The following is a 25,665-nucleotide window of genomic DNA, read 5'->3' as shown; positions in this document are numbered from 1 at the left end:
TTATACTTTAACGCACCATTAGTAGAAGATATTGTATTACCGTAGCCAGCGTGTTTCAATCCAAAAGGGTAATAGTTATTTTCCTCTTGTATTGTTAAGCTCTTGTCATAGCTTACACGTATGTTGCCTAGATGATCTTTGTACTGGTACACATATTTGTAAGAACTTCCAGTAGGTTCTATATAGCCTTCGGCAGTAGGTAAAAACTCTAAATTTGTCACAGCAATAGTCTTACTAGTAGGAGAGGATGAAAATGTTCTTTTGTATTGAAATCCATCTAGATAATAAGTATCTACAGTTGTTGTGGTTTGAGTTGTTGAATTATAAGTGTGTATTGTTTTTTGTAATTTTTTTCCAATTGAATTATAAATGTAATTAATATATGGAGAACCTTTAGTGCTAAATGTAATTTTGGTAGGTAAGTTCAGGTGGTTGTAGGTTATGGCTGTAATGTTTTTATTGTTGTCCTTGATCATATTACCATTGGCATCATAGTCATAATCATTTACAGTATTTGAAGCACTGTCTTTAAACTCATTTATAAAACTGCCATTGTTCACTTTTACATCTGTAACTTTCATCAATTGATTACTTGCCGTAGACTTATAATCATAGGCAAGATCATCAATTAAAACAGGTGTGGCGTCATTTAAACTTCCATAACGTAAAAGTGTTTTTATGTTGCCATTGGCATCATAGGTAAGCTTTTCATCATAAGCATTTACCACACTCCCTTTTTTGTACAAGGCTTCGCTCAAGCGGTTAATAGCGTCGTATTTATATCCGTAAGTTCTCAATACGTTATCAGTACTTGTCGTCCAATGGGTTTCGGCTATGTTTCCGTTATAAAGTGCACTTACCCCTTCAATTCCACTTGATAAAATATTATAATTGATCTTAAAAGCAAATAAATCTTTCGGATCAGTTCCTTGCTGCAAGGCCGCAACCTTATTGATCTCTGTCAACCATCCTCGGATGTTATAACTATAGTCTATTTTTTGGGTTTTTGCTCCTACTTCTTTTGCTTTGAGTTGTCCTAATTCGTCGTATTCATTACTAACCAGCAACTCAGCAGTTAATGTTCCAATTTGGTGGTTTTGAGTCAGCAACCTGCCTTGTGGCGAATAGGTAAAGACTTCTTTTATCATCAATTCACTATCACTAAAGAGTCTTTTATGGTAAGTAGTATTATATTCTGGCTTACCTGTAAAATCAAGCTTACTATCAATATAGGTATAGCCTTCTAAAAAGTTGCTCGTATAGCTTCGGATAGGTCTGCCTTTTAAATCATACAAGGAGTATGCCAACTCATTGGCATATTGTGTACTCGCTTGTAATACACGTGTCCAAGAACCCGTTGGCAGGCCTTTGGGTTTTACTTTATTGTTATAATAAACGTCTTGCGTCTCAATGGTTGCAGGTATAGCTGGGGCATTAAGGTAATTGTAATCATCAAAATAAGAAACCGTCAAAACATGATACCCTGATGTTGGCCAAGCAACATTGCTATATCTAAAAGAAACACCATTGATCATAGTATCTGTGCTCGCATTTTTGGTTTCGCTAAAAGTAGTAGTGATGGCATTGTGACTATTTTGCAATGCTGTTCTATCAGCTGAGGAGACAGCTGCTTGCATCCATGCTGTAAGGACAGGGCGATTAAAGACATCGTATTTGATAATCATCCAGCCATTCGTTTGTCCAAGATCATTAAATGGCGATAAAGCAGGGCCTGTGGCTACCACTCTATCTAATTTGTCATATACAATATACTCCCATTGTTTACCAGGTAGTTTCTTTTCTACCAAGCGGTTACGGTAATCGTATTTGTACTGGTAGCATAGGTTGCTTAGTGTGGTAGCTTCAAAGGCTCCATTGGCCAATGGCGGGATTACATAGGTCAAATTACCATAGATGTCATAAATATAATAAGTGTCGTGGGACACTTCGGTTGCAGTAATTACACCAAGGGTATTAGTGTAATTAGAATACGTTCTTTTTAAAATTACACGTCCTTCTTTATCTTTAAATTCTTCAGTAGTATTATTTTTTCCACTTGTCCAGTTTTCGTCTTTAGTAATGGTTTTGTAAAGTTCGTTAGGAGAGTAAAATCCATTATTGACAGTATTTACTGATAGTGATGGAGTATAGGTGTTGTTCGCAAAAGAAAGGGCAACGAGATATAGTTTGACTTCACCAGCTATATTGGTCTGATACTCCAGTTTGATGGTATGGTTGTTTGCCATTGCCCAATCATTTCCGGGTGCCGCTTGCTTCTGTACTCTGTTTAGCGGAGATGGTTCAAATTGCTTTTGGGAATAAGGATTAATATCAGCAGTAGTCAAATTAGGAAAATCTGCATCATATTTAGTGTTATCATAAAAAGTAGCAATATCTGACACTGCATTCATACGATATGTTCCATCACTAACAGCAGTATAAGGCAAGTAATCCTTGTCTTGTCTACCAAAACCATCGTAAATAATTGGAGTGATGATATCCTCTCCATTTCCGCCTTGTCCAATAGCAATAGTCTGCATAGGACGACCTAGTCCATCAAAATATGTAATACTTTTTTGTTTTTCTAATGCAGACAAATTACCATAATTTGATTTTTGCACTGGCTTTTGAGGCACCTCGCTGTAGATGAAATTCTCACTGCTTAAAGTTTGACAATACATTTGTATCTGAGAAAGCAATAGGATTATTAATAGATAAATATATTTTTTCATTCGGTTTTAGCTTTTATATATAGAATAAATATTTCATGAAATTATTCTTAGTTTTGAACTAAACTAAGGAGTTGTACATCCACAATTTCTTCAGCTGATATGGATACGTTAGTATTTTTAATTGTTTCTCCAGCACCCAAAGTTATAACACTAGAAATGTTACGTACTTGTCCAGCATAATTTGAATAAAGTATCCTAAAAGTAAAAGTTGCTCCATTATGAATTGTGGAGGAAGCGTAAACATTGATTCTTTGCTGTTTGCCTATCGGGTCATAATCATAATAATCAAAAGAAAAAGAGGCAGGTGTTTGCTGTAAACAAGTACCGTTAGCATCAGCATAGTTCTGACCATTTACATTTACATCATTTTGTGCTTGATTATCTGCTTCAATTTGAGAAACTGATGATGAATATACTCCTGCAGCTACATTATATGTCACGGGACTTCCTGTAAAACCTGCACCACAATTATTCCTAGTTAAAGGGCTACTCTTGGCTATATTTTTATAGACTACTTCCTTACAATTTACTTGTTGTCCTTTGTAGTTGTAGCAATATTTTTGCAAAACATTGCCCTCATGATCTTGAACCCACTGTAGTCTGTTGAAAGAATCATATTCATATGTGGTTTTTAGTCCTTTAGGATCTGTAATGGTACTCACTCCAACTAATGGGATATGAGTATAGGTAGTGATCATAGCATCAGGAAGAGTACTGTTAATTCGCAGACTGTTAATTGCTGTTAAATTAGTCTCATTAAGCGAACTCAAATCACTTACAACTAATGCTGTTGCTATTTGTGTACTAGTTGCATTCTCTATTTTTGCAATAGGTAGTGTTTTATTGTAACCCCAAATTATAGAAATAGGAGTACCGCCTTCAGGTGTATATTGCATGATATTACCTTTATTATCATATTGATCGTAGGTAACATTTTTTTCTAAATTCCCAATGTTGGGTAAAGAAGGTAATGTATTTGGAAATTTTGCAAAATAACTATTTTTTACCTTTAATTTATTATTTGTCGATGCATCTTTTCCTAAAAAAGAGAATTTTTCAGAAAGTTTGGAGCCGTTTCTGTACTGATTTTCTCTTAGAGATGAATAAATATTTGCATCTTTAAAATTTATATAATCAATAGAGCCTGCAGTGTATATATCCCAAGGATATTTATATTCAGTTTCTACTAATTCATTATTTACACTTGAAACAAAATTAGTTTTACTTAAAACATCCTGATTTGACATTGAAGTCGAATAATTTGGTGCTGAAGTATAAATAAATTTTTCAGTTGTAGTTAAATCGCCTGCGGGCGTATGCTGAGTTATAATTTTTTGTGTTAAAAAATCGTTATAAAAATAATGTTTTAAGGATTGAGCCCAAGCATAAGAATGATTAATAGATTGTGTGTTGAGAAGATAACGGCCTGGATCATTATTATAAACATAACTCTCCGATTGAACTGGATATCCAAACGAATTAAATATAAGTTTACTCTCCAATTTTCCTCTTTCAAAACTCGTATCATTATACAACAGTTTTAGATTTTTAACTATTAATTCAGGAGTATATGTACCATTAGTTATTTTTTCTATTTGAGTATCTTGGGTATCTGGATAGTTCTCATAGTTTTTAAATTTATGCAGTATAAGACCGTTCCCATTAGTTTTTTCTTGTACTGAAGCATAATGGATGTTCGCATTTTCTAAAGTGTTAATACTTAATGTCGAAGACTGAATAAATCCCCTATCAGTAATATTAGTTACATTGATTGTCTGAGTACTAAGGAAACCTGTACTTGACAATGAATTATTAGTTAATGATCTAAATTTTAATATATACCTAGGCCATTGCATCAATATTCCACTTGATGCATTGGAATTCAATGGATTATATTTGTATTCTTTGATATTAGTTGTTTCTAAACCATCAAAAGCAAATACTTTCTGTATTCTTGTTCCCCCTGATGTACCTAAAACATTATAAAGTTTGGGCAAAAAATTACCCTCAAATCTTCTTTCAAGCCTTTTAGAATAGGTATGAGCCTCATATTCAAACTCTGAATACCCCTTTGTAGGGTATATAATTTTTTTTAATTGTCCTATTTTAGAAAAATTGATGTCTGGCTCCCTGATGTCTTCAATATAGGTAAAATCTCCATTATTATCATAGTTAGTTAATGGAATAATCTTGGGTAAACCGTATGCTGGAGGATCATTAGTTAATTTTCCATTATAGTACCCCCAATAGTCTACAGCACATGTAGAAGGGCTTGGTAATATTTGATTAGATTCTAAATAATATTGAAATTGATAAGGCTCTTTCCCTCTTTCGTTTATTTTATCAAGAAATAGTCTAGGGTAAGAATTTTCACTATTCGTACCTCCTTTCGTTAGATACTCAAAAACAATTTTATTTATTATTGAACCAGAATTATTTTTAAGTATAATTGAGTCTAGTTTTGCTTCTTTGTGGTTTTTAGGAAATGCTGTTATCAAACTCTTGTTGTTAAAGACAAAATCTTGATCAGAATACTTGAATTCAATTTTAAAATTACTGGCTTGAATATTATCTAAAATAGCAACTTTATTTAGTGTAAAAATATTTGAGAAGCCAGTTCCATATTCAACAGACATTGTAAAATCAGACATTGAACCAGTAGTTTCTGTTAATGAATTAACACTTTCTCTAGTATCATTGGCATATTCATTAAGTTGAACGAAATTTTTTTTGCTTGCTAAGTTTAAATCGGAAAGCTTCCAAAACCCTAGATTTTTTTCGCAAAAATTACTTTCACTATTAATAAAATCATTTTTATAATTGTATTGTATTATTTCATTGTTGTAATATTCAATTTTCTTTAAAAACCATGTATTTATTATTGGCCTCCTGCCACTGTCATTACTAAATTGTAATGTATACTCCAAACAACTTGATTCGCCACCAAAATAGTATTTATTCCCCCTTTCATCAATTATCTTAATTTCTGAATTATTCATAGGAGCACAATATTTAGTATATGGCTGAAAATTAAAATTTGTTATATCAATTGATATTATTCCAGGATTATTGCTCATTACTTTAATTTTACCATCACTACCCATAAAAAATTTACCAGAAATACCATTAACATTAAATGAAAAAATATCTGGAGTTGTTTCAAAAGCTTTTGTATAATCATTATTTGGTCCGTTGTAACGAACCGAATAATATAAATCGTCAAGATTATTTAATGCAGCATAAGCAAAGGGAGGTGTTGAAAAAACAACCCCATTAGGCAATTGAGCCCCCACATTTTTCAAATAATTCATACCTACCATAAAACCATGTGCATACTCTCCATATTGACCCCCTAAAGTTTCTGGTGATCCCATATGATCATCGGGTACACCTCTAACTTCTCTTGTTATAGCACCATTTCCTATAAAAGTCCAGTTTAAACCTACAATTCCGGACCGTTTGTTCGGCACGAAGCCAGAGGCATTATAAGCCAGCGAAACATCTATTGGATTTTGATTATTTATTGGCACTGACAACAAAGGTATTGCTACATCTAATTCGCCGGTATATAACTTTGTAGAAATATTACCATACCTTGTAAAATCAGAAACATTTGGTGATTTAACATTTGATGTAAAAGTTTTCGTTTGCTCTAGTGTTTGACTAAATACATTTAAACAAAACAAATTTAATAATGTAAGCAATATTGGTTTTATAATTTTCATTTCTATTGTTTTTTAGTTTTATAATGTGAATACTTTATGAGATATTATCTAAATTGTTTGGGATTGTTCACTTCGCTTTGAGGTAAATATTTTTTAATTACCTTCGATTTGAATTATAAAAAAATTCTATGCCAAATTAGAAATCATATTTTAATTTTCAGTTTTTATCTAAGCAAGCAGGATTTGCTAAGGTCCTATACTAATTTAACCTTTTTTATTAAAAAGTATTATTATTCTTACTAAAATAAAAAAATGGTATAATTAAAAAAGTACTAATATTATGATGCATTAATCATCAACAATAATTAACAAAATAAATTTTAATGAAAAACTAGAAAAATAAAATACTAAACAAACGTTATTTTCTAATTTTCAACAAGAATTAACTGAAAAATGGGCTAGTACATCGCTACAAACAATATCGCTGCTAAAACCCCCGCAATAGAATAACAAAGAACTCTAATACAGTAGTCAATACTTTGGATAACTACGGAACCTCTTTACTATATTTCTTGCTTAATTGCTTAAAAATATATTCCGTTTGGTTGGTTTCATCTGCCATTTTTTTTTCTATTAACGCTACAATTGTTAAGCATTAAAACCATTACATAACTTTAATTAAAGTAATATAAGTAATACTTTTTATGCAATATTAACGCAAATTAACAAATTTAACAAACTAAATTGTACTTTATTTTAGTGAGATTTATATATATTTGTAAACCAATTCGCTATTACAATGAATACAACATCAGAGACCAAGATCACCTCTTTCAACCTACAGGAAATGCTAATCGTTTTGGCCATCATAGGTATTTTATTGCTTATTGCCCTACCTAATTTGATGCCGCTCATTACCAAAGCTAAAAGTGTAGAAGCACAAGTACAACTCAAAGCCATATACAATGCAGAGAAGCAATATTTTTTTATGTATTCTAAGTATAGTGCTAACTTTGCTGAAATTGACTTTGAAATCCCTAAAACAGTCAAAGAAAATGGCAGTGCAAATTACACTTATGAAATCATTCAAGCCAATACAAGTGACTTTAAGGTAAAAGCCACTGCTTTGACAGACTTTAATGGAAACGGAGTTTTTAATGTTTGGGAAATAGATCAAAATGGAACACCTAAACAAACTACTAGCGACTAATGATTATTTTACTCATATTAAATTGGATTACCCTCGCATTAATCACCATTCAGGATTATAAAGATAGAAGTGTCTACTGGTTTTTATATGCGTTGGTAGGCTTGTTTGTATTGGGTATTCAAATGATACAAAATCCAATTTACACCGTGCTTTTAAATAGCTTCAGCAATCTTATTTTTATAAGTGTCTTATTGCTTTTTGCCGCTCTGTATTCGAAAATTCGATTCAAAAAAAGGTTGATTAATGAGTCCATAGGTCTTGGAGACGTTCTTTTATTTATTGCAATGTCTTTCGCTTTTGCTCCTATTTCATTTTTTATACTTTTTGTATTTTCGTTACTTTTTTCCTTAGCTATTCATTTAGTCCTTAATCCAAAAAAAAATGTTGTGACAGTACCGTTGGCTGGTCACATGGCGTTGTTTTTTGGAATGGTGTATGCGGTCCTCTTTTTTACTAAGGATTATTCCTTATATGCTTACTAATTATGAATGATTTCAACCTCCCCTTTTCTATACAACAACTGGTCACTCCAGAACAAGCCTTCCATTACCGTATTATTCCTATCGCCCAGCAACAAGGAGTGACTGTTCTAAAAACGGATCACCCGGAATTGCAACAAATACAAATGGAATTGACGATTTTATGGAACACTAATATTGAAATAGTGTCTGATTCTACTGAGAATATCAATTGTTATTTGAGTACGAATTACAGACAAACCCAATCTGATAGTATCAGCGAAATCCATTACACTGTTGATTTTTTGGAAAAAATCGTGATTAATGCCAAGGAAATTGGGAGTAGTGATATTCATTTTGAACCTTATGAAAAGAATGCAAGAGTTCGCTGTAGACTCGACGGAAAGCTGAAAGAACAGTTCAATATTGCTATTGATGAGTATCCTATTCTTATTAATAAAATCAAGATTCGAGCACAATTGGACATCTCGGAAAAAAGATTACCACAAGATGGCCGTATCACTATGCAAACCAATACAAAAGATTTTGATATTCGGGTGTCTATTTTGCCTACTCTGCACGGAGAAAAGGCAGTTTTGCGTATTTTAAGCAAGGACACGGGCCATATCGATATTAACTCACTCGGTTTTACAGAAAACGAATTAATTACTTATCTAGAAAATATCAAGAAACCAAATGGTATCGTTCTTATTTCAGGGCCCACTGGTTCAGGGAAGACAACGACCTTGTACGCCACTTTAAAAAAGCTAAACTTGCCCAACACGAATATATTGACGGTTGAAGACCCAATAGAATATACGCTTGAAGGCATCAATCAAGTGCAATTACGCGAAAATATCGGTTTAGACTTTGCTACAACCCTCCGTGCTTTTTTACGGCAGGATCCTGATATTATTATGGTAGGTGAAATACGTGATGTAAATACTGCTAATATGGCTATTAGAGCTGCATTGACTGGACATCTTGTTTTGTCCACGATTCATACCAATTCTGCCTGGGCTACGGTATCTCGACTAATAGATATGGGGATTCCATCTTTCCTGATCGCAAGCACACTCAATGTTAGTGTTGCTCAACGTTTAGTTCGTAGACTCTGTATCCATTGCAAATCGGAGCAAGATGTCAGCTCTGCATTATTCCCAACGGGATTTGAAATACCCGAAGATTTGCAAAAGCATTATGAAGCTAGAGGTTGTCAGCAGTGTTATCATACAGGATATTCAGGAAGAAAAGCCATTTATGAAATTCTTCCTATTGATACCGAACTTTCTACTTTGATTAAAAACAATCAGTTAGCAATTGATCATTATATCGAAGAAAAAGAAATATTTACCTTGAAAAAAAATGCTTTGTCACTAATAAAAAAAGGAATTACGTCTATTGAAGAAGTCTTTTCTTTACTTCTTTAATAAAAACTATATTAGCCATCCAATTTAATACCGTTCATGAAAAAAATATCAACTCTCCTCTTACTATTTATTTTCCAGTTTTCTTTTTCTCAGGAAAACAGAATTCAACAGCTTAAAAATAATATTGAAGCCATTAGTGCCGATGCACCTGGTTTAACTGAAAAAGTGAATATAAACATTAAAGAGGCTTCGCTTTCCAGTTTTTTATTGGCGGTGTCTGAGGTGCATAAAGTAAACATCAGCGTTGCTCCAGAATTAGGACAAATAAATATTGTCAATAATTTTACTGATGTGACGGTTGGGGATTTATTGGTTTTTCTATGCAAGGAACATAGTCTTTCGATTGATTTTACGGGTAATATACTATCTGTTAAATCGTATGAAAAGCCAATGAAGATGCCTGTTGAAAAATTAATTGATGTAACATATGATGCTTCTGATAATTTGCTTTCTCTTGATTTAAAAGAAGATAAATTATATGATGTTTTCAAAAAAATAATGGATGTAAGTGGGAAAAATTTAGTTTTTGCCCCAGGCTTGGAAAAACAAATGTTGACTATTTATATCAAAAATATGCCATTTGATGCCGCATTAAATAAATTAGCTTATGCCAATAATCTTAGTACTTCGAAATCCAGAGATAACTTCTATGTATTTGATCAATTAGAGGGGATTTATTCCCCTGAGAATAATGCAGATAAAAGCATTACAAATGTTCGACAATTTAAACCACTGCGTTCCAGAAAATCAAACTTTTTTTTTACAGTGGTTGATGCCGATAAAAAAATATTGAACGTCGATTTCGAGAACACACCCATTTCTAGTATTATTTATGATATTGGCCATGATTTAGATATCGATATGTTTATATCAAGCCCCTTGGAAAGTATTGGTAATGCTACTGTTAAGGCCAAAAACATTTCCTTTGATGCCTTATTGAACAAATTGTTTGAAACTAAAATGGAGGGTGCTTTACTCTCAAATAATTCATCACCTGCCCAATTTAATAGCAGTACTAACTATAGTGTAGCTTCAACGGGTGATACGTATACTTATATGAAAAATGACGAAATTTATTATTTTGGCACCAAAAACCAGTTAGTTGTCAGGAATATAAAGTCAATTCCATTGATGCATCGCTCCATAGAGCTATTAAGTGATCCTTTAAAAGAGGGTAGGAGCGCTGGAAGATTGAATAACAATAATAGTTATTCTAATTATAACACTAATTTATCTGAGCCTAAAAACGGATCAAACAATCAATTTCAAAGCAATAGTTCTGTTGCCAGCAGTACTACCTCAGAATCTATATTGTCTATTATTCCCGATGAAATAAAAAAAGATTTAGATATTAAGATTGACAAAGAATTAAATGGTTTTCTGGTGAATGGTCCAGCGGCAAATATAGCTCGTTTTGAATCTTTTATTAAATTCATTGACAAAGCTGTTCCAGTTATACTTATTGAGGTGATGTTATTGGAAGTTAATAAGAGTGCGATTGTAGAAACAGGAATAAGTGCGGGAATTGGAAATAAACCAGTAACAACCAGTGGAGCTGTATTTCCTAGCGTCGACATTAATCTTGGTGCTCAAACCATTAACAAAATCATTAATGGTTTTGGTGGATTTGGATCTTTAAATGTTGGAAGTGTAGTCCCGAATTTTTATTTGAGTCTTAAAGCAATGGAAAGCAATGGAAATTTAAAAATACGGTCCTCTCCAAGATTGTCAACATTGAATGGACATAAAGCGTATTTATCCATTGGTGAGACCACCTATTACGTTGTCACGAACCAGAATTTTTATGGTTCCCAAATCCCACAAGCTTCGGAAGTTAAAAACTACCAACCTATTGATGCTGAACTTTCTTTAACGATTATGCCTTTAGTTTCAGGTGATGGACAAATAACAATGGATATTAAAGTAATTCAATCTAGTTTTAACGGTCAAAAAGTAGATGCAAATGCTCCTCCGGGAATCAACTCTAGAGAATTTACTTCGATTATTCGAGTGAAAGATCAAGACATAATAGTTCTGGGAGGACTTGAAGAATCGGTTAAAGATGATTCGGGTTCGGGTGTTCCAATATTAGCGCGGATACCAGTAATAAAGTGGTTGTTTAGTTCTAGAAGGCGTGAAGATTCCAAGAAAAAATTAACTGTATTAATTAAACCTACCGTTATTTACTAATGAAGCTACCTTATTTAAATGATATATTACTTGGAAAACGATATATTGGTATCGAGCATTTTTCTTTAAATAATAAGGAAATGATTTCTGTTTTGTTGATTGAAAAGGAAAAAGCAGCTTTAGTAATTAGTAAAAAAGATAAAGTCTCCTATTGTGAAACGCTACCTGATAAATGGGACAAAACCCTTCCTTTTGTTCTTATTATTAATACCAATCAGGTTATCCAAAAAGAATTGTTGGGAATAGAATCTCAAGATGAAAAACTACTTCAAAAAGGATTTCCTAATACCAATTGGGATGAATTCTATTTTGAAATTTGGAGACTGAAGACAAAATCCATTGTTGTTATTAGCAGAAAAATCTATGTGGACGAATTGCTTTTCAATTATCACAAGCAAGGTATTGGAATTGCCGGAATCAGCCTAGGTGCCTGTTCCATTGTTGAATTAATGAACTATTCAGAGCGAAATGAATTGCTAACGAATCATCAGACTATTTCTTGGAGTGAAGAGACCTCAATTATTACCTCAAGTATAATAGATTTAGAATCAACTTATGACATAAATGGACTGCTTGTTCAAAACTGTCATATATTAGCTTTTGCAGGCATCTTGCGTTTATTGCTTAATCGCACTGAAAATACAGGAAATCTGATCGCTCATAGTAACTATCTTCTTGGAAGTTATAAGCAGCAAAGTTTCTTTTCAAAAGGATTAAAGATAATGCTCGGGATATTAGTCACTATATTGTTAATCAACTTTTTCGTCTTTACGCATTATTTTAAACTAGCCGAAGAATCTTCCGAAAGTCTTTTGTTGAGTAAATCCTCAGTCGAAGATGTGATTAAAACGAAAGAAAATATTCAAGTTAAAGAACAAAAAATAAAAAATGTGATGGCGATAACCGCTTCGCAAAGTTCGCTTGTCATTAATGAAATTACAAAGAGCATTCCACAGTCTATTTTGCTGACGGAACTGGTGTACCATCCCTTAGAAAAAAAGATAAAAATAGAGGAACCTATTCTAACTCAAGAAAAAACAGTAATAATTTCCGGGACAACTATTGATAATACTGCTTTTACCCGTTGGGTTAAAACAATTGATCTATTGAAAGAGGTTAATCTAGTTGTAATTACTCATTTTGGAAAAAATGAGCAGAATGAGACTGAATTTTCTATCAAATTAAAATTAAAATAAAATGAGACTCAACAGAAAAAATAAATTTTTACTTCTAGGTTTTCTCGTGGCACTCTACTTCTGTTATTCTTTCGCTATTTCTAATACGATAACTTATTTTAAAGAGTACCATTCTAAAAATGAAATGTTAAATAATAACAATAGTAGTCCAAGATTAGCACATCAACTTCACCAAAAGGAAAAACAATTAGACTCACTGTTAGCTCATTATAACATAACCGCTTCGGAATCTTTTCAAAATGATTTATTAAAACAACTTAGTATCTACTGCGATTCCTCTCATTTGAAAATTATAGACTTTAAAGAACCTCATATTACAACCGAAAAAGGGTTTACTGCCACAAGCTATATTTTTTCGTTAGAAGGTTCTTTTAATGGCTGCGTGGCATTGCTAAACAAAATGGAGAACAATCCTGCTCTTGGTAGTATTAAGCATTTAAATTTCAGAAAAAAAAGGAATTATAAAACCAATGTGGACCAATTGTTTGTTGAGGTGATTATGCAGAAGAATAAGGGAGGTAATTGAAACCGGACCATTTTGTATCTGTATTGTACAAGGTAATGAAGCTAATTTAGAATAACAGAAGTGACTTCCTTTTTTTGCGTAGCAGATTTTTTTATGTCATTGAATACACATCCTTTTATAGTTTTATTAATGTTTGTTGTTAGTTAAATATGCGAATAAAGGGTTGAAATAGTAGTTGCATACATGACAAAAACAGAAAGAAATACCTTTTAGGAAATTTATTTAAAGTCTAATAATCATTATGTTTAAATTACATTCGAAGCGCTTTTGGACATATAATTATCCAGACTAAAAGACTGAAAATTAGGACAGATTTATTCAACAATTCGTAAAAAATTTATTGAGGTCGGTATCTAACCGTGTATTATTTCTCTATGATAAATATTATTGGGCTTTACCATCCTTTTGATTAAATTGTTAAATGTTCTGTCTTTGCTCTGGATACGGTTAATTCGGTAACGAAGCTAGGAAAAACATCTATTAATACTATTTCACTTACCCAAGAATAGGTCGTTCTCATCCAAGATTTAACCTGATAAATCATCATGAAAAGCTCTGAATTGCTCGCCTTCATCGATTAATATTTGTATCAAATCAATCTTTAGCAATTGGATTATGTCCTTTCCATTTGTTGATAATGATTTTTTTTCTTTATCAATGTGTGGATCGAATATTTTACACAATGATTAACTACTTTTACCATTTTTTATTGAACTCCAAATCGAACATCCATTCGAGATGCGTAAAGAGTTTTTAAGATTGTAGCCATTTTAAAGCAAATGAAAAGTGCTTTTCTTAATCCAAATTTAACTTTATGGATAGTGTATTAGACTTAGCTGATTGTTTACCAATACAATGTATGGTATTTAATCAAAAGTATAAAGTTGTGAAGATTTAATTTTGTTAACCCAATTGACTTCTTCAACAAACATTTTGGCTTTGTCTAGCATATCTCTCCTGTCATAAATGTGTACGCTTGAAGTACTACTTTTTTTTGCAGGATGCGTGACATAACTTATTACTTTCTCGGAGATTCTTAGTAAAGATAGATTACTAACAAAAGAACTTCGCAAGTTGTGAGTGCTAAACAAATGGCTGTTTTCAATTTCAACTGATTTTAATATTTTTCTGATGTTAATATTGAGATTGGTCAATCTGATATTGGAAAAATCAGGAAAAGCATCATCATTTTTTTTGATAATTTTTAATGCTGTAACGAATAAAGGTGTATAACATTCTGTTCGGGTTTTAGCTTGAATTGTGTGTATATAGTAAAAAATATTTTTTTTCTCATCGCATATTTGAATTGTTCGTCCTTTTGCTTCTTGCATCGACTGGAGACGCATGCCAGTTTGGCTAGCTATAAGGATGTAGTTTTTTGCTAATTCTAAATATTTTGAAGTAGGTACATATTCGATTATTTTAAGTATATCTTTTTCTTTGAGAAATGCTTCCGTTTTTTCAGACTTATTTTTTTCTGCTACATTAATTAAATTTTTGTCTGTAAGGTCTAATGGGATTTTGATTTCTTGTTTTTTAGCAACTTTGCAAAGTAGTATAAAATATGTTTGATATGCTTTTAAGGTGTTTGTTGAAAATGCTTTTTTTTGTTTTTGTTGGAAACTATCTATTTTGATTTTGCCAGTCCTAATATCATTTACTACTTCCCAGATTTCTCGATAAAGTTCTTCATTGAGTTTTTCAAATGTTAATTTAATTTTTTTTGCTTCTTGATATAATTTTATTATTGGATTTAGATTTCGATAAGAGTTGATGGTAGTATCTTTAACTTCATCTTTACGACTACTGCCTATAAGATTTTCCAGATGAGTAATATGACTATTTAGAAAATTTATGACTGCAAAAGTTTCCTCTGGTTTTCTTTTTTCTCTACCGCTAATAGAAAGCAAATAGTTTTTAACTTCTTCAGCGCTTGGTTCTTGATTTTTAAAGTGGGTTGCAGCTGTTTCTATATTCGATTCAAAATCGGTTATTTTATTTCTAAATAATTTATTATACTTTTCATTTGCTTTAACTGTGGCTGGATCATAAACAAAATTAAACACACCTCTTTTTTCGCGTACAATTCCGAAGTGTTTTGGTAAAACTGATACCTCTAAAGAGTATTGAAATTTTTTGTATTTGACTATACCATCTACTTTATTGGCAAATGCTCCGCTGATTTCTGCCAATACCAATTCAGGTCTAGTGCGCACATTCAAAGATTTACTTTTAGCTTTGAGTCTATATCTGTAGGTCAGTGCTTTCATAAGAGCAAAGTTACAAATTTAAATTCAATGGGTCTCTAATTAGGTCTCTAATTTTATGATAAAAGATGAAATATACTGATAATTAATGATTGATTTATTTTTTTATTTTTAAACTTTTGTCTTGTTTTTCAGTGGTTAAGGCTGTTTTTAGTGAGTTTGCAGAATATGATAGATATTTTCGACTGATAAGTAATTCACAAGGCTAAATTTTTGGCAAAAGTAAACTATTAAATGACTAATTGCGAATAGTTTGTTTGAATATGAAGCTTTTCAAGACTTATTGATTAAGAAAATTACCTAAAAATGGACTTAAATCCAGTTGGTGCAATTGCTGTGTTACGTCGACTATTGGTTTTCTGACAAAATTTTCATTGGTCAAATAAAAATGAATTCCATCTGGAGTGGCGATGCCTTCTATTTGATGAAAAGGAAGTGCAATTTTGACCTTTCTTTTATTGCCTGAAAAAAAATGAGTTGTCTTGTAATCGTATAAAAGGTATATAAAAGGAAATACAAATCTATTATATCCTGATAAAACAAGTAATTTTTTTTCGGGTAAATAGGCTGCCTCAGTGATTAGTCCTTTGGTGTTATAAGTCTCTTTTAACTTAGCAATGTAAGTACCTGGAGTTTTTGGTAAGGCATACACACTCGTTTTTTTGTTCTTCCATTGCTTCGTAAACAGATAAATACTATCATCGCAAACAATAAAAGCTTCACAATCAAAATCTGTAGTATTAGCCGTTTTTTTATTAAAATTAGTTTGATTGGAATAGGAAAACGAAATCGTATCAATCTTTTGGACAGGTGTTAAAAGTGTTTCTTTCTCTATTCGTAAAACGTGAAGATCTTTTCTGTTTCCGCTGGAATTATTTCCAAAATCACCTACATAAAAATAGTTGTTGTCTTGTGCTATTTCCTCCCAATCTGTATTTGATGCTTTTTTAAGCAGTATTTTGTTTTTAATACTACCAATCGTATCAAGGCCATAAAGAACGGTATCGGTATCGTCATTAATGGTCCAAAAGAGCGAATCGCTTTGTGTTAAACCAGAAGTTTCTTTTAGTCTTGCATTTAATTTTACAGAATATTTTGGCTTGATTTTTATCGAAGCATAGTGGCAACTACCATCATTTGTGGTAGCTTTTGGATTGTAATTCTTAGAAAGTGGATCCGTACATCCTGAAATTTGGGATTGAGCAATGCTAGCAGTTAGTAGCGATAATAATAGGAGTCTCTTTCTCAATGCTTCAATTAGATTAGGTTTAGTACTTCCTTCCATTTTTCAAAAGTAAACGATTTTCAAGACTAAAGAAGGAATGGAGAAGGAATGATTTTGTTTACATGAATTTGAAGTAGCACGTTTTCTTTCGAAAAAAGAATTATAACTTACAATGCAGGAAAACAATTTGTGGTACAGAAATGCCAATTAACCGCAATAGATGACCAACAAATGTTGTTTCTATGTTTTTTGAAGGAAATAAAATCACAATTATGCTTAACTTTGGGCAAAAAAAAGGAAGAGTCTCTCAAAAGAAGTGAAAAATCTTTCGATAGAATTTACATGGTAAGCAAGCAATCTTAGTATTTGTAGAAACTTTTGGTAGCATGCATCTCATTAAAATTGACACTTTTATAATTTTAAAATACTAAAAATGAGTTTTAATGTCCCGGATACTTTAGAAAAAAAAGCTGTTTTTGAACAACTGGCAGCAGCTTTGAAAAAGGAAAACTTTACGATTGAAAAACAAGATGCGACAAGACCTTGGGGAGGTTTTTTTGTTATTGATGAAAGCCAAGCGCCTGAATTTGCCGCTGCATTTTTTCCGCATCTTGATCTGAAAACAATTAAAATCACCAATAAGCTAAGTCCAAAGATTCTGGTAGTTGCGCCTCACAAACGTTTATCTTGGCAATATCACTTTCGCAGGGCAGAGTTGTGGAAGATACTTTCTGGAGTTGTAGGAGTGAAAACTAGTTTAACAGATGAAGAAGGTAAGATTAAACAGCTGATACCCGGAAATTTCATCCAACTGGAAAAAGGGGAGCGACACCGTTTAATTGGTCTAGATTCTTGGGGAATTGTAGCTGAAATTTGGCAACACACTGATGCTGAAAATCCTTCAGATGAGGATGATATTGTTCGTTTGCAAGATGATTTTGGACGATAAATAGAAACCGTGTATTTTATTTTGTAATTATTGTGGCTTTACATCTTAAAATCTATCTTTGAAAATGCAATTATCAGTTATTATTCTTAATTATAACGTTCGCTATTTTCTCGAACAATGTGTTTTAAGCGTTCAAAGTGCATTAGAAGACATGGAGGGCGAGATTATTGTCATCGATAATAATTCGCAGGATGATAGTTGTCAAATGATGACACAGCGGTTTCCAAATATAAAACTCATTCAAAACAAGGAGAATGTAGGTTTCTCGAAAGCAAACAATAGCGCTGTTGCTGAAGCTTGTGGAGAATACATTTGCATTCTCAATCCTGACACCGTTGTTGCCGAAGACACGTTTGTAAAAGTCTTGGCTTTTGCCAATAAACGATCTGACTTAGGGATTATAGGTTGTAAACTGATTGATGGAACTGGCAATTTTCTGCCTGAAAGTAAGCGGGGTGTTCCCACGCCTTGGGTGGCTTTTACCAAAATCACTGGATTGTATCGATTGTTTACTAAGTTTCCGCTTTTTGGGAGTTATTATGCGCAGCATTTAAACCGAGATCAAACTGGAAAAGTTGCAATTTTGGTTGGTGCTTTTATGGTCATGAAAAGAGAGTTGTATTGTGAAGTAGGTGGATTCGATGAAAATTGTTTCATGTATTCCGATGATATTGATTTGTCTTACATGATTTCTAAAAAAGGGAAATTCAATTTTTATTTTCATGAAACGACTGTTGTTCACTACAAAGGCGAAAGTACAATCAAGGATGGGACTTATATGAAGCGTTTTCAAGAGGCAATGAACTTCTTTTATAAAAAGCATTTTAGTTCCGATGGTTTTAGCTCCGCATTTTTTTCTGTTTTTATGAAAATGGGAATTATATTTTTTTCTTTTGTAAAAATGTTTCAGGGAAAATCCAAAGTAAAAAGCAGTCCAAACTCCTATCTTTTAGTTTCATCTAACGAAAAATTAGCAGATAAACTCTGCTTTGTATTGCAAAAAAAAGTGTCGTTTCACGATTTAAAAACAGAAAAAATGGTAAATTCGTCTTCTATTAAAAATAAAGACCGAGTGGAAATTATTCTGGATAACGAATTCCTTTCGTTTAAAGAAAGCATCGCTATTCTTGAATCTTTAAAGAATAAAGGATTTACGTTTAAAATTATACCAAAAAAAGCTAATTTTTTAATAGGAAGTAACAATAGTAGCGAAAGAGGTGAGGTTATTAAAATCGAGTAAAAAATTGCATTTAATGTAATTTATAATTGAAATATTTAGTAATTTCGCAAACTGAAAATCAAAATCACCTTTTAGGTTAACGATATGGCAAGATTTGAATTAAAACTTCCTAAAATGGGAGAAAGCGTTGCAGAAGCAACCATTACAAATTGGTTAAAACAAGTTGGAGACAAAGTAGAAGCCGATGAAGCAGTACTTGAAATTGCTACTGATAAAGTAGATAGTGAAGTGCCAAGCGAAGTTTCGGGAATCTTAGTCGAACAATTGTTTGGAAAAGATGATCTGGTTCAAGTAGGTCAGACTATTGCAATAATCGAAACCGAAGGCGGTGACTTGGTACCAATCGTTAAGGAAGCGGTACCTGCTGCAGTCGTAGCTGAAGTTGCAAAAACTGTTGATGCTGCTAAAGAAAGTGTTGCCGCTCCAGTTGACTTTTCTGATTCTGAAAAATTCTTGTCGCCTTTAGTCAAAAATATAGCCAAAGAAGAAGGGGTTTCTGTTGCAGAGTTAGAATCAATTTCAGGAACTGGAAAAGAAGGAAGAGTAACTAAAAATGATATTTTAGATTACGTAAAAAACAGATCAAATCAGCCAGCTGTGTCGACTCCGGTTGTGGCAGTTCAAAAAATAGTTGCGGCTCCAGTTGCTCAAAAAGCGGCTTCAGTATCAGTAAGTGGTGGAGACGAAATCATTGAGATGGATAGAATGCGCAAATTAATTGCGGGTTATATGGTCGCTTCGGTACAAACTTCGGCTCACGTACAATCCTTTATTGAAGTGGATGTGACGAATATTGTGAGATGGAGAGAAAAAAATAAAAATGCTTTTGAAAAAAGAGAAGGGGAGAAGTTGACGTATACTCCAATTTTCATGGAAGCAGTTGCAAAAGCACTGAAAGATTTTCCGGGAATGAATATTTCTGTAGATGGGGATTTCATTATCAAAAAGAAAAACATCAACCTTGGAATGGCGGCTTCGTTACCTAACGGGAACTTAATTGTTCCTGTTATTAAAAACGCGGATCAATTGAACCTAGTGGGTATGGCAAAAGCCGTAAATGATTTAGGGGGTCGTGCAAAGGCAGGAAAACTAAAACCAGATGATACACAAGGTGGAACTTACACCGTAACGAACGTTGGTACTTTTGGAAGTGTTTTTGGTACACCAATATTAAATCAACCACAAGTAGGAATTTTAGCATTGGGAGCTATTCGTAAAATGCCAGCAGTTATTGAAACTCCGGAAGGTGATTTCATAGGCATTCGCCAAAAAATGTTCTTATCGCACAGTTACGATCATCGTGTCGTAGATGGTGCATTAGGAGGTAGTTTTGTAAAACGCGTAGCTGAATATTTAGAAGCTTTTGACGTCAACAGAGATATTTAAAAATAGATAATAGTATTTTAGATCCGACTCGTTTTTATAAATTGGTCGGGTTTTTTGTTTTTGTCATGTTTTTTAGAACTTTAAAGGTCAAAGGTGAAACAAAATTAATCCCAAATTTCTATATTTGTAATCACACAAAAATTAAAAATGGAACTCAAACTCAATAAACCAATTTGCTTTTTCGATCTTGAAACTACTGGAATAGATATCGGAAAAGATAGAATTGTAGAAATCTCAATATTCAAAGTTTTTCCAAACGGAAATAAAGAAAGTAAAACATGGTTAGTGAATCCAACGATTCCAATCCCGGCACAAACCACAGCTGTTCATGGAATTACCGATGAAAAAGTGGCTAATGAGCCTACTTTTAATGAGTTGGCTGCGCAAGTTTACAATATGATAAAAGATAGTGATTTGGCTGGATTTAATTCGGATCGATTTGATATCCCTTTGTTGGCGGAAGAATTATTGCGTGCTGGAGTAGATTTTGATATGAAGGGAAAAGTATCAGTAGATGTTCAGACTATTTTTCATAAAATGGAAGAACGAACGTTGTCTGCAGCTTTAAAATTTTATTGTGATAAAGGATTGGAAAATGCGCATTCTGCGGAGGCGGATACTATGGCAACTTATGAAATCCTTAAAGCACAATTGGATCGCTATCCCGAATTGGAAAATGACATGAAACTACTTTCGGAATTTTCTACAAGAAAGAAAATTGCTGATTTTGCAGGAATGATTGCTTTTGATAAAGATAATGAAGAGATTTTTGCTTTTGGGAAACACAAAGGAATCAAAGTAGATAAAATTCTGGAAACAGAGCCTGGTTATTTTAGTTGGATTCAAAACGCTGATTTTCCTTTGTATACTAAAAAAGTATTGACTGCTATCAAACTTCGAAAACTGAATAATAAATTTAGCTAATTTTGAAATCAACCATTATTTAATAAAGCACGAAATGAAAATTATTTGCATAGGTAGAAATTACACCAATCATATTGAAGAATTGCATAACGAAAGGCCTACGGAGCCCGTAGTTTTTATGAAGCCGGATTCGGCTGTTTTGTTGAAGCAACATCCATTTGTGATTCCTGAATTTTCAGAAGAGGTGCATCATGAAATTGAAATTATTGTCAAAATTAGTAAGGTCGGTAAATACATCGAACCTAAGTTTGCTCATAAATATTATGACGAAATTAGTGTCGGAATCGATTTTACTGCTCGCGATTTGCAGGATAAGTTAAAGGCTAAAGGATTGCCTTGGGAGAAAGCCAAAGCATTTGACGGTTCGGCAGTACTAGGTGAATTTTTGCCCAAAAGTCAATTTAGTTCATTAGAAAATATTACTTTTGAATTAACAAATAACAGTAAGACAGTGCAAATGAGTAATTCCGGTCTTATGTTGTGGAAAATTGATGAGCTTATTTCATACGTTTCGCAGTTTTTTACGTTAAAAATTGGTGATATTATCTTTACAGGAACTCCGGAAGGGGTTGCAGCAGTAAAACCCGATGATGTACTAGAAGGATTTTTAGAGGGACAACAATTATTTAGAATACAAGTAAAATAATGGCTATACATTACAACCTTTCAAAAGTGTACGCACTTTCAGACAACGATCCAGAATTTGTAAACGAAATTCTAACTTTGTTTGTTACTGAAGTTCCAGAAGATTTACTTCAAATCAAAGAAGGAATAAAAAAGAAAGACCACAAGCATGCTTATGCTTATGCGCACAAGATAAAACCAACGCTTGATTTAATGGGTTTAAATGTAGCTTTTGAAGAGATTCTTCAAATCGAAGCATGGACCAAAGCCGAAGGGAAAAAGAAAGACATCAAAGAAACTTTTAAGAGTGTGAAAAATCAAGTAAATGATGCGGTCAAAGAAATCAAAAAAGACTTTGATTTGTAATAGTACGTCTTGACTCACTGAAAAGTATGTCGGGCTACTCGTTGCGATTATTCTGGTCTCTTTTTAATAATTTGATGAGAGAAGATTTTCGCTTTGAACAAATTTCAAGGAGCTCTAATGAAAATAAAATTAGGTAAACTACTTCCTTAAGAAAAAGAGAAATGTGCTAACTATAGTATGTTTCTCTTTTTGATTAAAACGGTATAAAATAAATAGCAGTAGAAAAATGAAAGCAACTATAGTTACCATTGGTGACGAAATTTTAATAGGCCAAATTGTAGATACTAATTCTGGTTTTATAGCCAATTCATTGGATAAAATTGGCGTTGAGATCAATGAAATGATTTCGATAAGTGATGATAAAGCGCATATTTTAGACACGTTTGCTGCGCTACAAAACAAAGTAGATTTAGTGATTATCACTGGCGGTTTGGGACCTACCAAAGACGATATTACAAAGAAGACATTTTGTGATTATTTTGATGACGAATTAATTGTTGATAAAGCGGTAGAGAAGCATGTAGTTGAGCTTATTGAGCGGGTTATGAATAGAGCGGCATCCCAAATCAATAGAGATCAAGCATTAGTCCCTTCTAAATGTACGGTCTTGCACAATCAATTGGGGACAGCGCCTGGAATGTGGATGAAAAAAGAGAATACGGTTTTTATTTCTCTTCCTGGAGTTCCTTATGAAATGAAATATATAGTAGAGCATGAAATTATTCCAAAAGTAATTCGGGAATACGAGCGTCCTTATATTATTCATAAAACCATTCTGACCTACGGTCAAGGCGAAAGTATAGTAGCGGAACGAATAGAGGATTGGGAAAATAATCTTCCAGAATTTATTAAATTGGCCTATTTGCCTGCGCCTGGAAGAGTTCGTTTGCGACTTTCGGCACGGGGTACTGACAAAGAAGAATTAGAAGCTGCTCTAGCTGAAAATGTAAAGTCGCTGGATCTCTTAATCAATGATATTATCGTGGGTTTTGACGATGGTGAGACGATAGAGGTTGTTGTGGGTAAAATGCTGATAAAACAAAATAAAACGCTATCGACAGCTGAAAGTTGTACTGGAGGTAAAATCGCACAGGTTTTGACCGCTATTGCTGGTGCTTCAAGTTATTTTAAAGGGAGTGTAGTTTCCTACGGAACAGAGGTTAAAATTGATGTTTTAGGCATACCAGAAAGTCTCATAAATGAGTATTCTGTGGTGAGCAGGGAAGTGGTTTCGGCGATGGCTTTGAATATTAAAAAGATGATGAAAACAGATTATGCAATTGCGACAACGGGAAATGCAGGACCATCAAAAGGGGACTCTAATGCTGAAATTGGGACTGTTTTTATTGCATTGGCTACGCCAAGCGAAATAATTGTTGAAGAATTTAATTTTGGTCAACCCCGTGAAAAAGTGATAGATAGAGCAGTAATTAAAAGTTTAGAGCTGTTGCAGAAAGAAATTTTAAAAAATGTGCGTTAATAATGTTGGTTAATAGGTTTATTTTTCTTTTCTTTGCACCCTGATTTTGAATAACGATAAAAGATAAGTATAATGTCAAGAGTTTGTGACCTTACAGGTAAAAGAGCGATGGTAGGAAATAACGTTTCTCACGCTATGAACAAAACTAAGAGAAAATTTTCTGTGAACTTAGTTAAAAAGCGTTTTTATCTTCCAGAAGAAGATAGATGGATTACTCTTAGAGTAGCAGCATCTACGATAAAAACAATTAATAAAAATGGAATCGCTGCAGTTTTGAAAAAAGCACAGGCAGAAGGATTTATTAAATAATCCCTTCCAAAATAAAAAAATAGCAAGATGGCAAAGAAAGGTAATAGAATCCAGGTAATTTTAGAATGTACTGAACACAAAACATCAGGTGTTGCAGGGACTTCAAGATACATAACAACAAAGAACAAAAAAAATACTCCAGACAGATTAGAGATTAAAAAATTTAATCCAATCTTGAAACGTGTAACTGTTCATAAAGAAATTAAATAATTATTAGTCATGGCAAAGAAAACAGTAGCAACCTTACAGACAGCTTCTAAGAGATTATCAAAAGCCATCAAAATGGTGAAATCTCCTAAAACAGGTGCATATACATTCGTAGAATCTATAATGACACCAGAATCAGTTGATGAATTCTTGAAAAAGAAATAATATTCAATTAACATTATATAGAAAAGCTACTTTCATTGGAAAGTAGCTTTTTTATTTTCTATATTTACCATTAGAAAACGTATGGGTTCTTTGGACTTAAATACTTCATTCTTAATACTATTTATACAATGAGTTTTTTCAAAAGAATATTTTCATCAGAGAAAAAAGAAACATTAGACAAAGGTCTTGAAAAATCAAAAACAAATTTCTTTTCAAAGTTAACTAAAGCTGTTGCAGGAAAGTCAAAAGTGGATGATGAAGTCTTAGATAATTTAGAAGAAATCCTTGTTACATCAGATGTTGGTGTCAATACAACTCTGAAAATTATTACAAGAATAGAGAGTCGTGTTGCCTCAGATAAATATATGGGAATAGAGGAGCTCAATCAAATTCTCAGAGAAGAAATTGCTGGTTTATTATCAGAGACCAATTCTGGTGAGGGTACTGAGTTTTTAATTCCAATTCAGACAAAACCCTATGTTTTGATGGTAGTTGGGGTAAATGGTGTTGGAAAGACTACTACCATTGGCAAGTTAGCGTATCAATTTAAAAAACAAGGTTATAATGTTGTTTTGGGTGCTGCTGATACTTTTCGTGCCGCGGCGATTGATCAATTACAAATTTGGGCAGATCGAGTAGGTGTTCCTATTGTCCGTCAAGATATGGGAAGTGATCCCGCTTCAGTAGCGTTTGATACCTTACAATCGGCTGTAGCTCAAAATGCGGATATCGTTATTATTGATACGGCAGGTCGTTTGCATAATAAAATTAATTTGATGAACGAGTTGACCAAAGTAAAACGAGTGATGCAAAAGGTAGTTGGTGATGCACCACACGATGTGTTATTAGTTTTGGACGGCTCAACCGGTCAGAATGCTTTTGAACAAGCAAAACAATTTACAGCAGCTACTGAGGTTACATGTTTAGCTGTTACTAAACTTGACGGAACTGCCAAAGGCGGAGTTGTGATAGGAATCTCAGATCAATTTCAAATTCCAGTAAAATATATTGGTGTTGGAGAAGGAATTGAGGATCTTCAGGTTTTTAATAAGTATGAGTTTGTAGATAGTTTTTTTAAATAATAATTAGAATGGATTTCTCTTCGTTGAAAAATAC

The 25,665-nt window shown here is 33.0% G+C and carries 21 protein-coding genes and 1 pseudogene; 17 read left to right on the top strand and 5 right to left on the bottom strand.

What is annotated here, in order from left to right; translation table 11 throughout:
- Together BLS90_RS14975 and BLS90_RS14970 are read right to left on the bottom strand one after the other, a co-directional pair.
- The coding region (locus BLS90_RS14975) for a DUF6443 domain-containing protein (RefSeq protein WP_245705125.1) at positions 1 to 2,732 on the bottom strand (2,732 nt) is incomplete at its 3' end.
- Between the two features lie 47 nt (positions 2,733 to 2,779).
- The gene (locus BLS90_RS14970; protein WP_091259063.1) at positions 2,780 to 6,457 is read right to left on the bottom strand and encodes a DUF5977 domain-containing protein; all 3,678 of its coding nucleotides are present in this window, start codon (positions 6,455 to 6,457) and stop codon (positions 2,780 to 2,782) included.
- Positions 6,458 to 7,196: 739 nt separating this feature from the next.
- On the opposite strand from BLS90_RS14970, the gene BLS90_RS14965 reads away from it, so the two are divergent.
- From BLS90_RS14965 to BLS90_RS14940, 6 genes are read left to right on the top strand one after another with little or no spacing between them, the layout of a single operon-like run.
- Positions 7,197 to 7,607, top strand: a complete 411-nt coding sequence (locus BLS90_RS14965) for a prepilin-type N-terminal cleavage/methylation domain-containing protein (RefSeq protein ID WP_091259061.1) — start codon at positions 7,197 to 7,199, stop codon at positions 7,605 to 7,607.
- Positions 7,607 to 8,089, top strand: coding sequence for a hypothetical protein (locus tag BLS90_RS14960; protein ID WP_091259059.1), 483 nt, complete (start codon positions 7,607 to 7,609; stop codon positions 8,087 to 8,089). The genes BLS90_RS14965 and BLS90_RS14960 overlap by 1 nt, the downstream gene beginning before the upstream one ends.
- A 2-nt stretch (positions 8,090 to 8,091) precedes the next feature.
- Positions 8,092 to 9,495, top strand: coding sequence for a GspE/PulE family protein (locus tag BLS90_RS14955; RefSeq protein WP_091259057.1), 1,404 nt, complete (start codon positions 8,092 to 8,094; stop codon positions 9,493 to 9,495).
- 36 nt (positions 9,496 to 9,531) lie between these two features.
- A complete protein-coding gene (locus BLS90_RS14950) occupies positions 9,532 to 11,685 on the top strand; it encodes a type II secretion system protein GspD (protein ID WP_091259055.1) in 2,154 nt (717 codons plus the stop codon).
- The gene (locus BLS90_RS14945; RefSeq protein ID WP_091259053.1) at positions 11,685 to 12,881 is read left to right on the top strand and encodes a general secretion pathway protein; all 1,197 of its coding nucleotides are present in this window, start codon (positions 11,685 to 11,687) and stop codon (positions 12,879 to 12,881) included. Before BLS90_RS14950 ends, BLS90_RS14945 begins: the two co-directional genes overlap by 1 nt.
- 1 nt (position 12,882) lies before the next feature.
- Positions 12,883 to 13,407 carry a general secretion pathway protein gene (locus tag BLS90_RS14940; RefSeq protein ID WP_091259051.1) on the top strand — a complete coding sequence of 175 codons (525 nt, stop codon included), beginning with the start codon at positions 12,883 to 12,885 and terminating at the stop codon, positions 13,405 to 13,407.
- A gap of 353 nt (positions 13,408 to 13,760) precedes the next feature.
- Here the strand turns inward: BLS90_RS14940 and BLS90_RS17175 are convergent.
- From BLS90_RS17175 to BLS90_RS14930, 3 genes and pseudogenes are all read right to left on the bottom strand, one after another.
- A pseudogene (locus BLS90_RS17175) lies at positions 13,761 to 14,262 on the bottom strand (hypothetical protein); the annotation flags it as partial.
- Between the two features lie 11 nt (positions 14,263 to 14,273).
- Positions 14,274 to 15,677 carry a site-specific integrase gene (locus BLS90_RS14935; protein WP_091259049.1) on the bottom strand — a complete coding sequence of 468 codons (1,404 nt, stop codon included), beginning with the start codon at positions 15,675 to 15,677 and terminating at the stop codon, positions 14,274 to 14,276.
- A gap of 277 nt (positions 15,678 to 15,954) precedes the next feature.
- Positions 15,955 to 16,959 carry a T9SS C-terminal target domain-containing protein gene (locus BLS90_RS14930; RefSeq protein WP_245705124.1) on the bottom strand — a complete coding sequence of 335 codons (1,005 nt, stop codon included), beginning with the start codon at positions 16,957 to 16,959 and terminating at the stop codon, positions 15,955 to 15,957.
- A 373-nt stretch (positions 16,960 to 17,332) separates the two neighbouring features.
- On the opposite strand from BLS90_RS14930, the gene BLS90_RS14925 reads away from it, so the two are divergent.
- From BLS90_RS14925 to ftsY, 11 genes are all read left to right on the top strand, one after another.
- A complete protein-coding gene (locus tag BLS90_RS14925; protein ID WP_091259047.1) occupies positions 17,333 to 17,848 on the top strand; it encodes a cupin domain-containing protein in 516 nt (171 codons plus the stop codon).
- 64 nt (positions 17,849 to 17,912) lie between these two features.
- Positions 17,913 to 19,088 carry a glycosyltransferase family 2 protein gene (locus BLS90_RS14920; RefSeq protein WP_091259046.1) on the top strand — a complete coding sequence of 392 codons (1,176 nt, stop codon included), beginning with the start codon at positions 17,913 to 17,915 and terminating at the stop codon, positions 19,086 to 19,088.
- A gap of 84 nt (positions 19,089 to 19,172) precedes the next feature.
- A complete protein-coding gene (locus BLS90_RS14915) occupies positions 19,173 to 20,474 on the top strand; it encodes a dihydrolipoamide acetyltransferase family protein (RefSeq protein WP_091259044.1) in 1,302 nt (433 codons plus the stop codon).
- A 147-nt stretch (positions 20,475 to 20,621) separates the two neighbouring features.
- Complete coding sequence (locus BLS90_RS14910; protein ID WP_066078036.1) at positions 20,622 to 21,398, top strand: 3'-5' exonuclease; 777 nt, start codon at positions 20,622 to 20,624, stop codon at positions 21,396 to 21,398.
- A 34-nt stretch (positions 21,399 to 21,432) separates the two neighbouring features.
- Positions 21,433 to 22,044 carry a fumarylacetoacetate hydrolase family protein gene (locus BLS90_RS14905; RefSeq protein WP_073355159.1) on the top strand — a complete coding sequence of 204 codons (612 nt, stop codon included), beginning with the start codon at positions 21,433 to 21,435 and terminating at the stop codon, positions 22,042 to 22,044.
- Positions 22,044 to 22,388: an Hpt domain-containing protein gene (locus BLS90_RS14900; protein WP_091259042.1), complete on the top strand. Its 345-nt coding sequence runs from the start codon at positions 22,044 to 22,046 to the stop codon at positions 22,386 to 22,388. Before BLS90_RS14905 ends, BLS90_RS14900 begins: the two co-directional genes overlap by 1 nt.
- 226 nt (positions 22,389 to 22,614) lie before the next feature.
- Complete coding sequence (locus BLS90_RS14895) at positions 22,615 to 23,868, top strand: CinA family nicotinamide mononucleotide deamidase-related protein (protein ID WP_091259040.1); 1,254 nt, start codon at positions 22,615 to 22,617, stop codon at positions 23,866 to 23,868.
- A 72-nt stretch (positions 23,869 to 23,940) separates the two neighbouring features.
- Positions 23,941 to 24,177 (top strand): 50S ribosomal protein L28, encoded by a 237-nt coding sequence (gene rpmB, locus BLS90_RS14890; protein ID WP_091259039.1) that lies wholly within the window; start codon positions 23,941 to 23,943, stop codon positions 24,175 to 24,177.
- Positions 24,178 to 24,204: 27 nt separating this feature from the next.
- Positions 24,205 to 24,387: a 50S ribosomal protein L33 gene (gene rpmG, locus BLS90_RS14885; RefSeq protein ID WP_017495179.1), complete on the top strand. Its 183-nt coding sequence runs from the start codon at positions 24,205 to 24,207 to the stop codon at positions 24,385 to 24,387.
- A 9-nt stretch (positions 24,388 to 24,396) separates the two neighbouring features.
- Positions 24,397 to 24,549 carry a DUF4295 domain-containing protein gene (locus tag BLS90_RS14880; protein ID WP_072675716.1) on the top strand — a complete coding sequence of 51 codons (153 nt, stop codon included), beginning with the start codon at positions 24,397 to 24,399 and terminating at the stop codon, positions 24,547 to 24,549.
- A gap of 128 nt (positions 24,550 to 24,677) precedes the next feature.
- A complete protein-coding gene (gene ftsY, locus BLS90_RS14875) occupies positions 24,678 to 25,631 on the top strand; it encodes a signal recognition particle-docking protein FtsY (protein ID WP_091259037.1) in 954 nt (317 codons plus the stop codon).
- Positions 25,632 to 25,665 lie beyond the last annotated feature (34 nt).

Origin of the sequence: Flavobacterium omnivorum (genome assembly GCF_900099915.1) — a bacterium.
GTDB lineage: Bacteria > Bacteroidota > Bacteroidia > Flavobacteriales > Flavobacteriaceae > Flavobacterium > Flavobacterium omnivorum.
The sequence above is the reverse complement of the archived record's forward strand: the minus strand, read 5'-3'. Positions and strand labels throughout refer to the sequence as shown.

Bases quoted from the DNA above. Each gene is read 5' to 3' on its own strand.
- rpmG (WP_017495179.1), top strand. From the start codon at position 24,205: ATGGCAAAGAAAGGTAATAGAATCCAGGTAATTTTAGAATGTACTGAA.
- BLS90_RS14945 (WP_091259053.1), top strand. From the start codon at position 11,685: ATGAAGCTACCTTATTTAAATGATATATTACTTGGAAAACGATATATT.
- BLS90_RS14950 (WP_091259055.1), top strand. From the start codon at position 9,532: ATGAAAAAAATATCAACTCTCCTCTTACTATTTATTTTCCAGTTTTCT.
- BLS90_RS14925 (WP_091259047.1), top strand. From the start codon at position 17,333: ATGAGTTTTAATGTCCCGGATACTTTAGAAAAAAAAGCTGTTTTTGAA.
- BLS90_RS14930 (WP_245705124.1), bottom strand. From the start codon at position 16,959: ATGGAAGGAAGTACTAAACCTAATCTAATTGAAGCATTGAGAAAGAGA.
- BLS90_RS14960 (WP_091259059.1), top strand. From the start codon at position 7,607: ATGATTATTTTACTCATATTAAATTGGATTACCCTCGCATTAATCACC.
- BLS90_RS14880 (WP_072675716.1), top strand. From the start codon at position 24,397: ATGGCAAAGAAAACAGTAGCAACCTTACAGACAGCTTCTAAGAGATTA.
- BLS90_RS14935 (WP_091259049.1), bottom strand. From the start codon at position 15,677: ATGAAAGCACTGACCTACAGATATAGACTCAAAGCTAAAAGTAAATCT.
- ftsY (WP_091259037.1), top strand. From the start codon at position 24,678: ATGAGTTTTTTCAAAAGAATATTTTCATCAGAGAAAAAAGAAACATTA.
- BLS90_RS14900 (WP_091259042.1), top strand. From the start codon at position 22,044: ATGGCTATACATTACAACCTTTCAAAAGTGTACGCACTTTCAGACAAC.
- BLS90_RS14955 (WP_091259057.1), top strand. From the start codon at position 8,092: ATGAATGATTTCAACCTCCCCTTTTCTATACAACAACTGGTCACTCCA.
- BLS90_RS14965 (WP_091259061.1), top strand. From the start codon at position 7,197: ATGAATACAACATCAGAGACCAAGATCACCTCTTTCAACCTACAGGAA.
- BLS90_RS14940 (WP_091259051.1), top strand. From the start codon at position 12,883: ATGAGACTCAACAGAAAAAATAAATTTTTACTTCTAGGTTTTCTCGTG.
- BLS90_RS14895 (WP_091259040.1), top strand. From the start codon at position 22,615: ATGAAAGCAACTATAGTTACCATTGGTGACGAAATTTTAATAGGCCAA.
- BLS90_RS14905 (WP_073355159.1), top strand. From the start codon at position 21,433: ATGAAAATTATTTGCATAGGTAGAAATTACACCAATCATATTGAAGAA.
- BLS90_RS14970 (WP_091259063.1), bottom strand. From the start codon at position 6,457: ATGAAAATTATAAAACCAATATTGCTTACATTATTAAATTTGTTTTGT.
- BLS90_RS14915 (WP_091259044.1), top strand. From the start codon at position 19,173: ATGGCAAGATTTGAATTAAAACTTCCTAAAATGGGAGAAAGCGTTGCA.
- rpmB (WP_091259039.1), top strand. From the start codon at position 23,941: ATGTCAAGAGTTTGTGACCTTACAGGTAAAAGAGCGATGGTAGGAAAT.
- BLS90_RS14910 (WP_066078036.1), top strand. From the start codon at position 20,622: ATGGAACTCAAACTCAATAAACCAATTTGCTTTTTCGATCTTGAAACT.
- BLS90_RS14920 (WP_091259046.1), top strand. From the start codon at position 17,913: ATGCAATTATCAGTTATTATTCTTAATTATAACGTTCGCTATTTTCTC.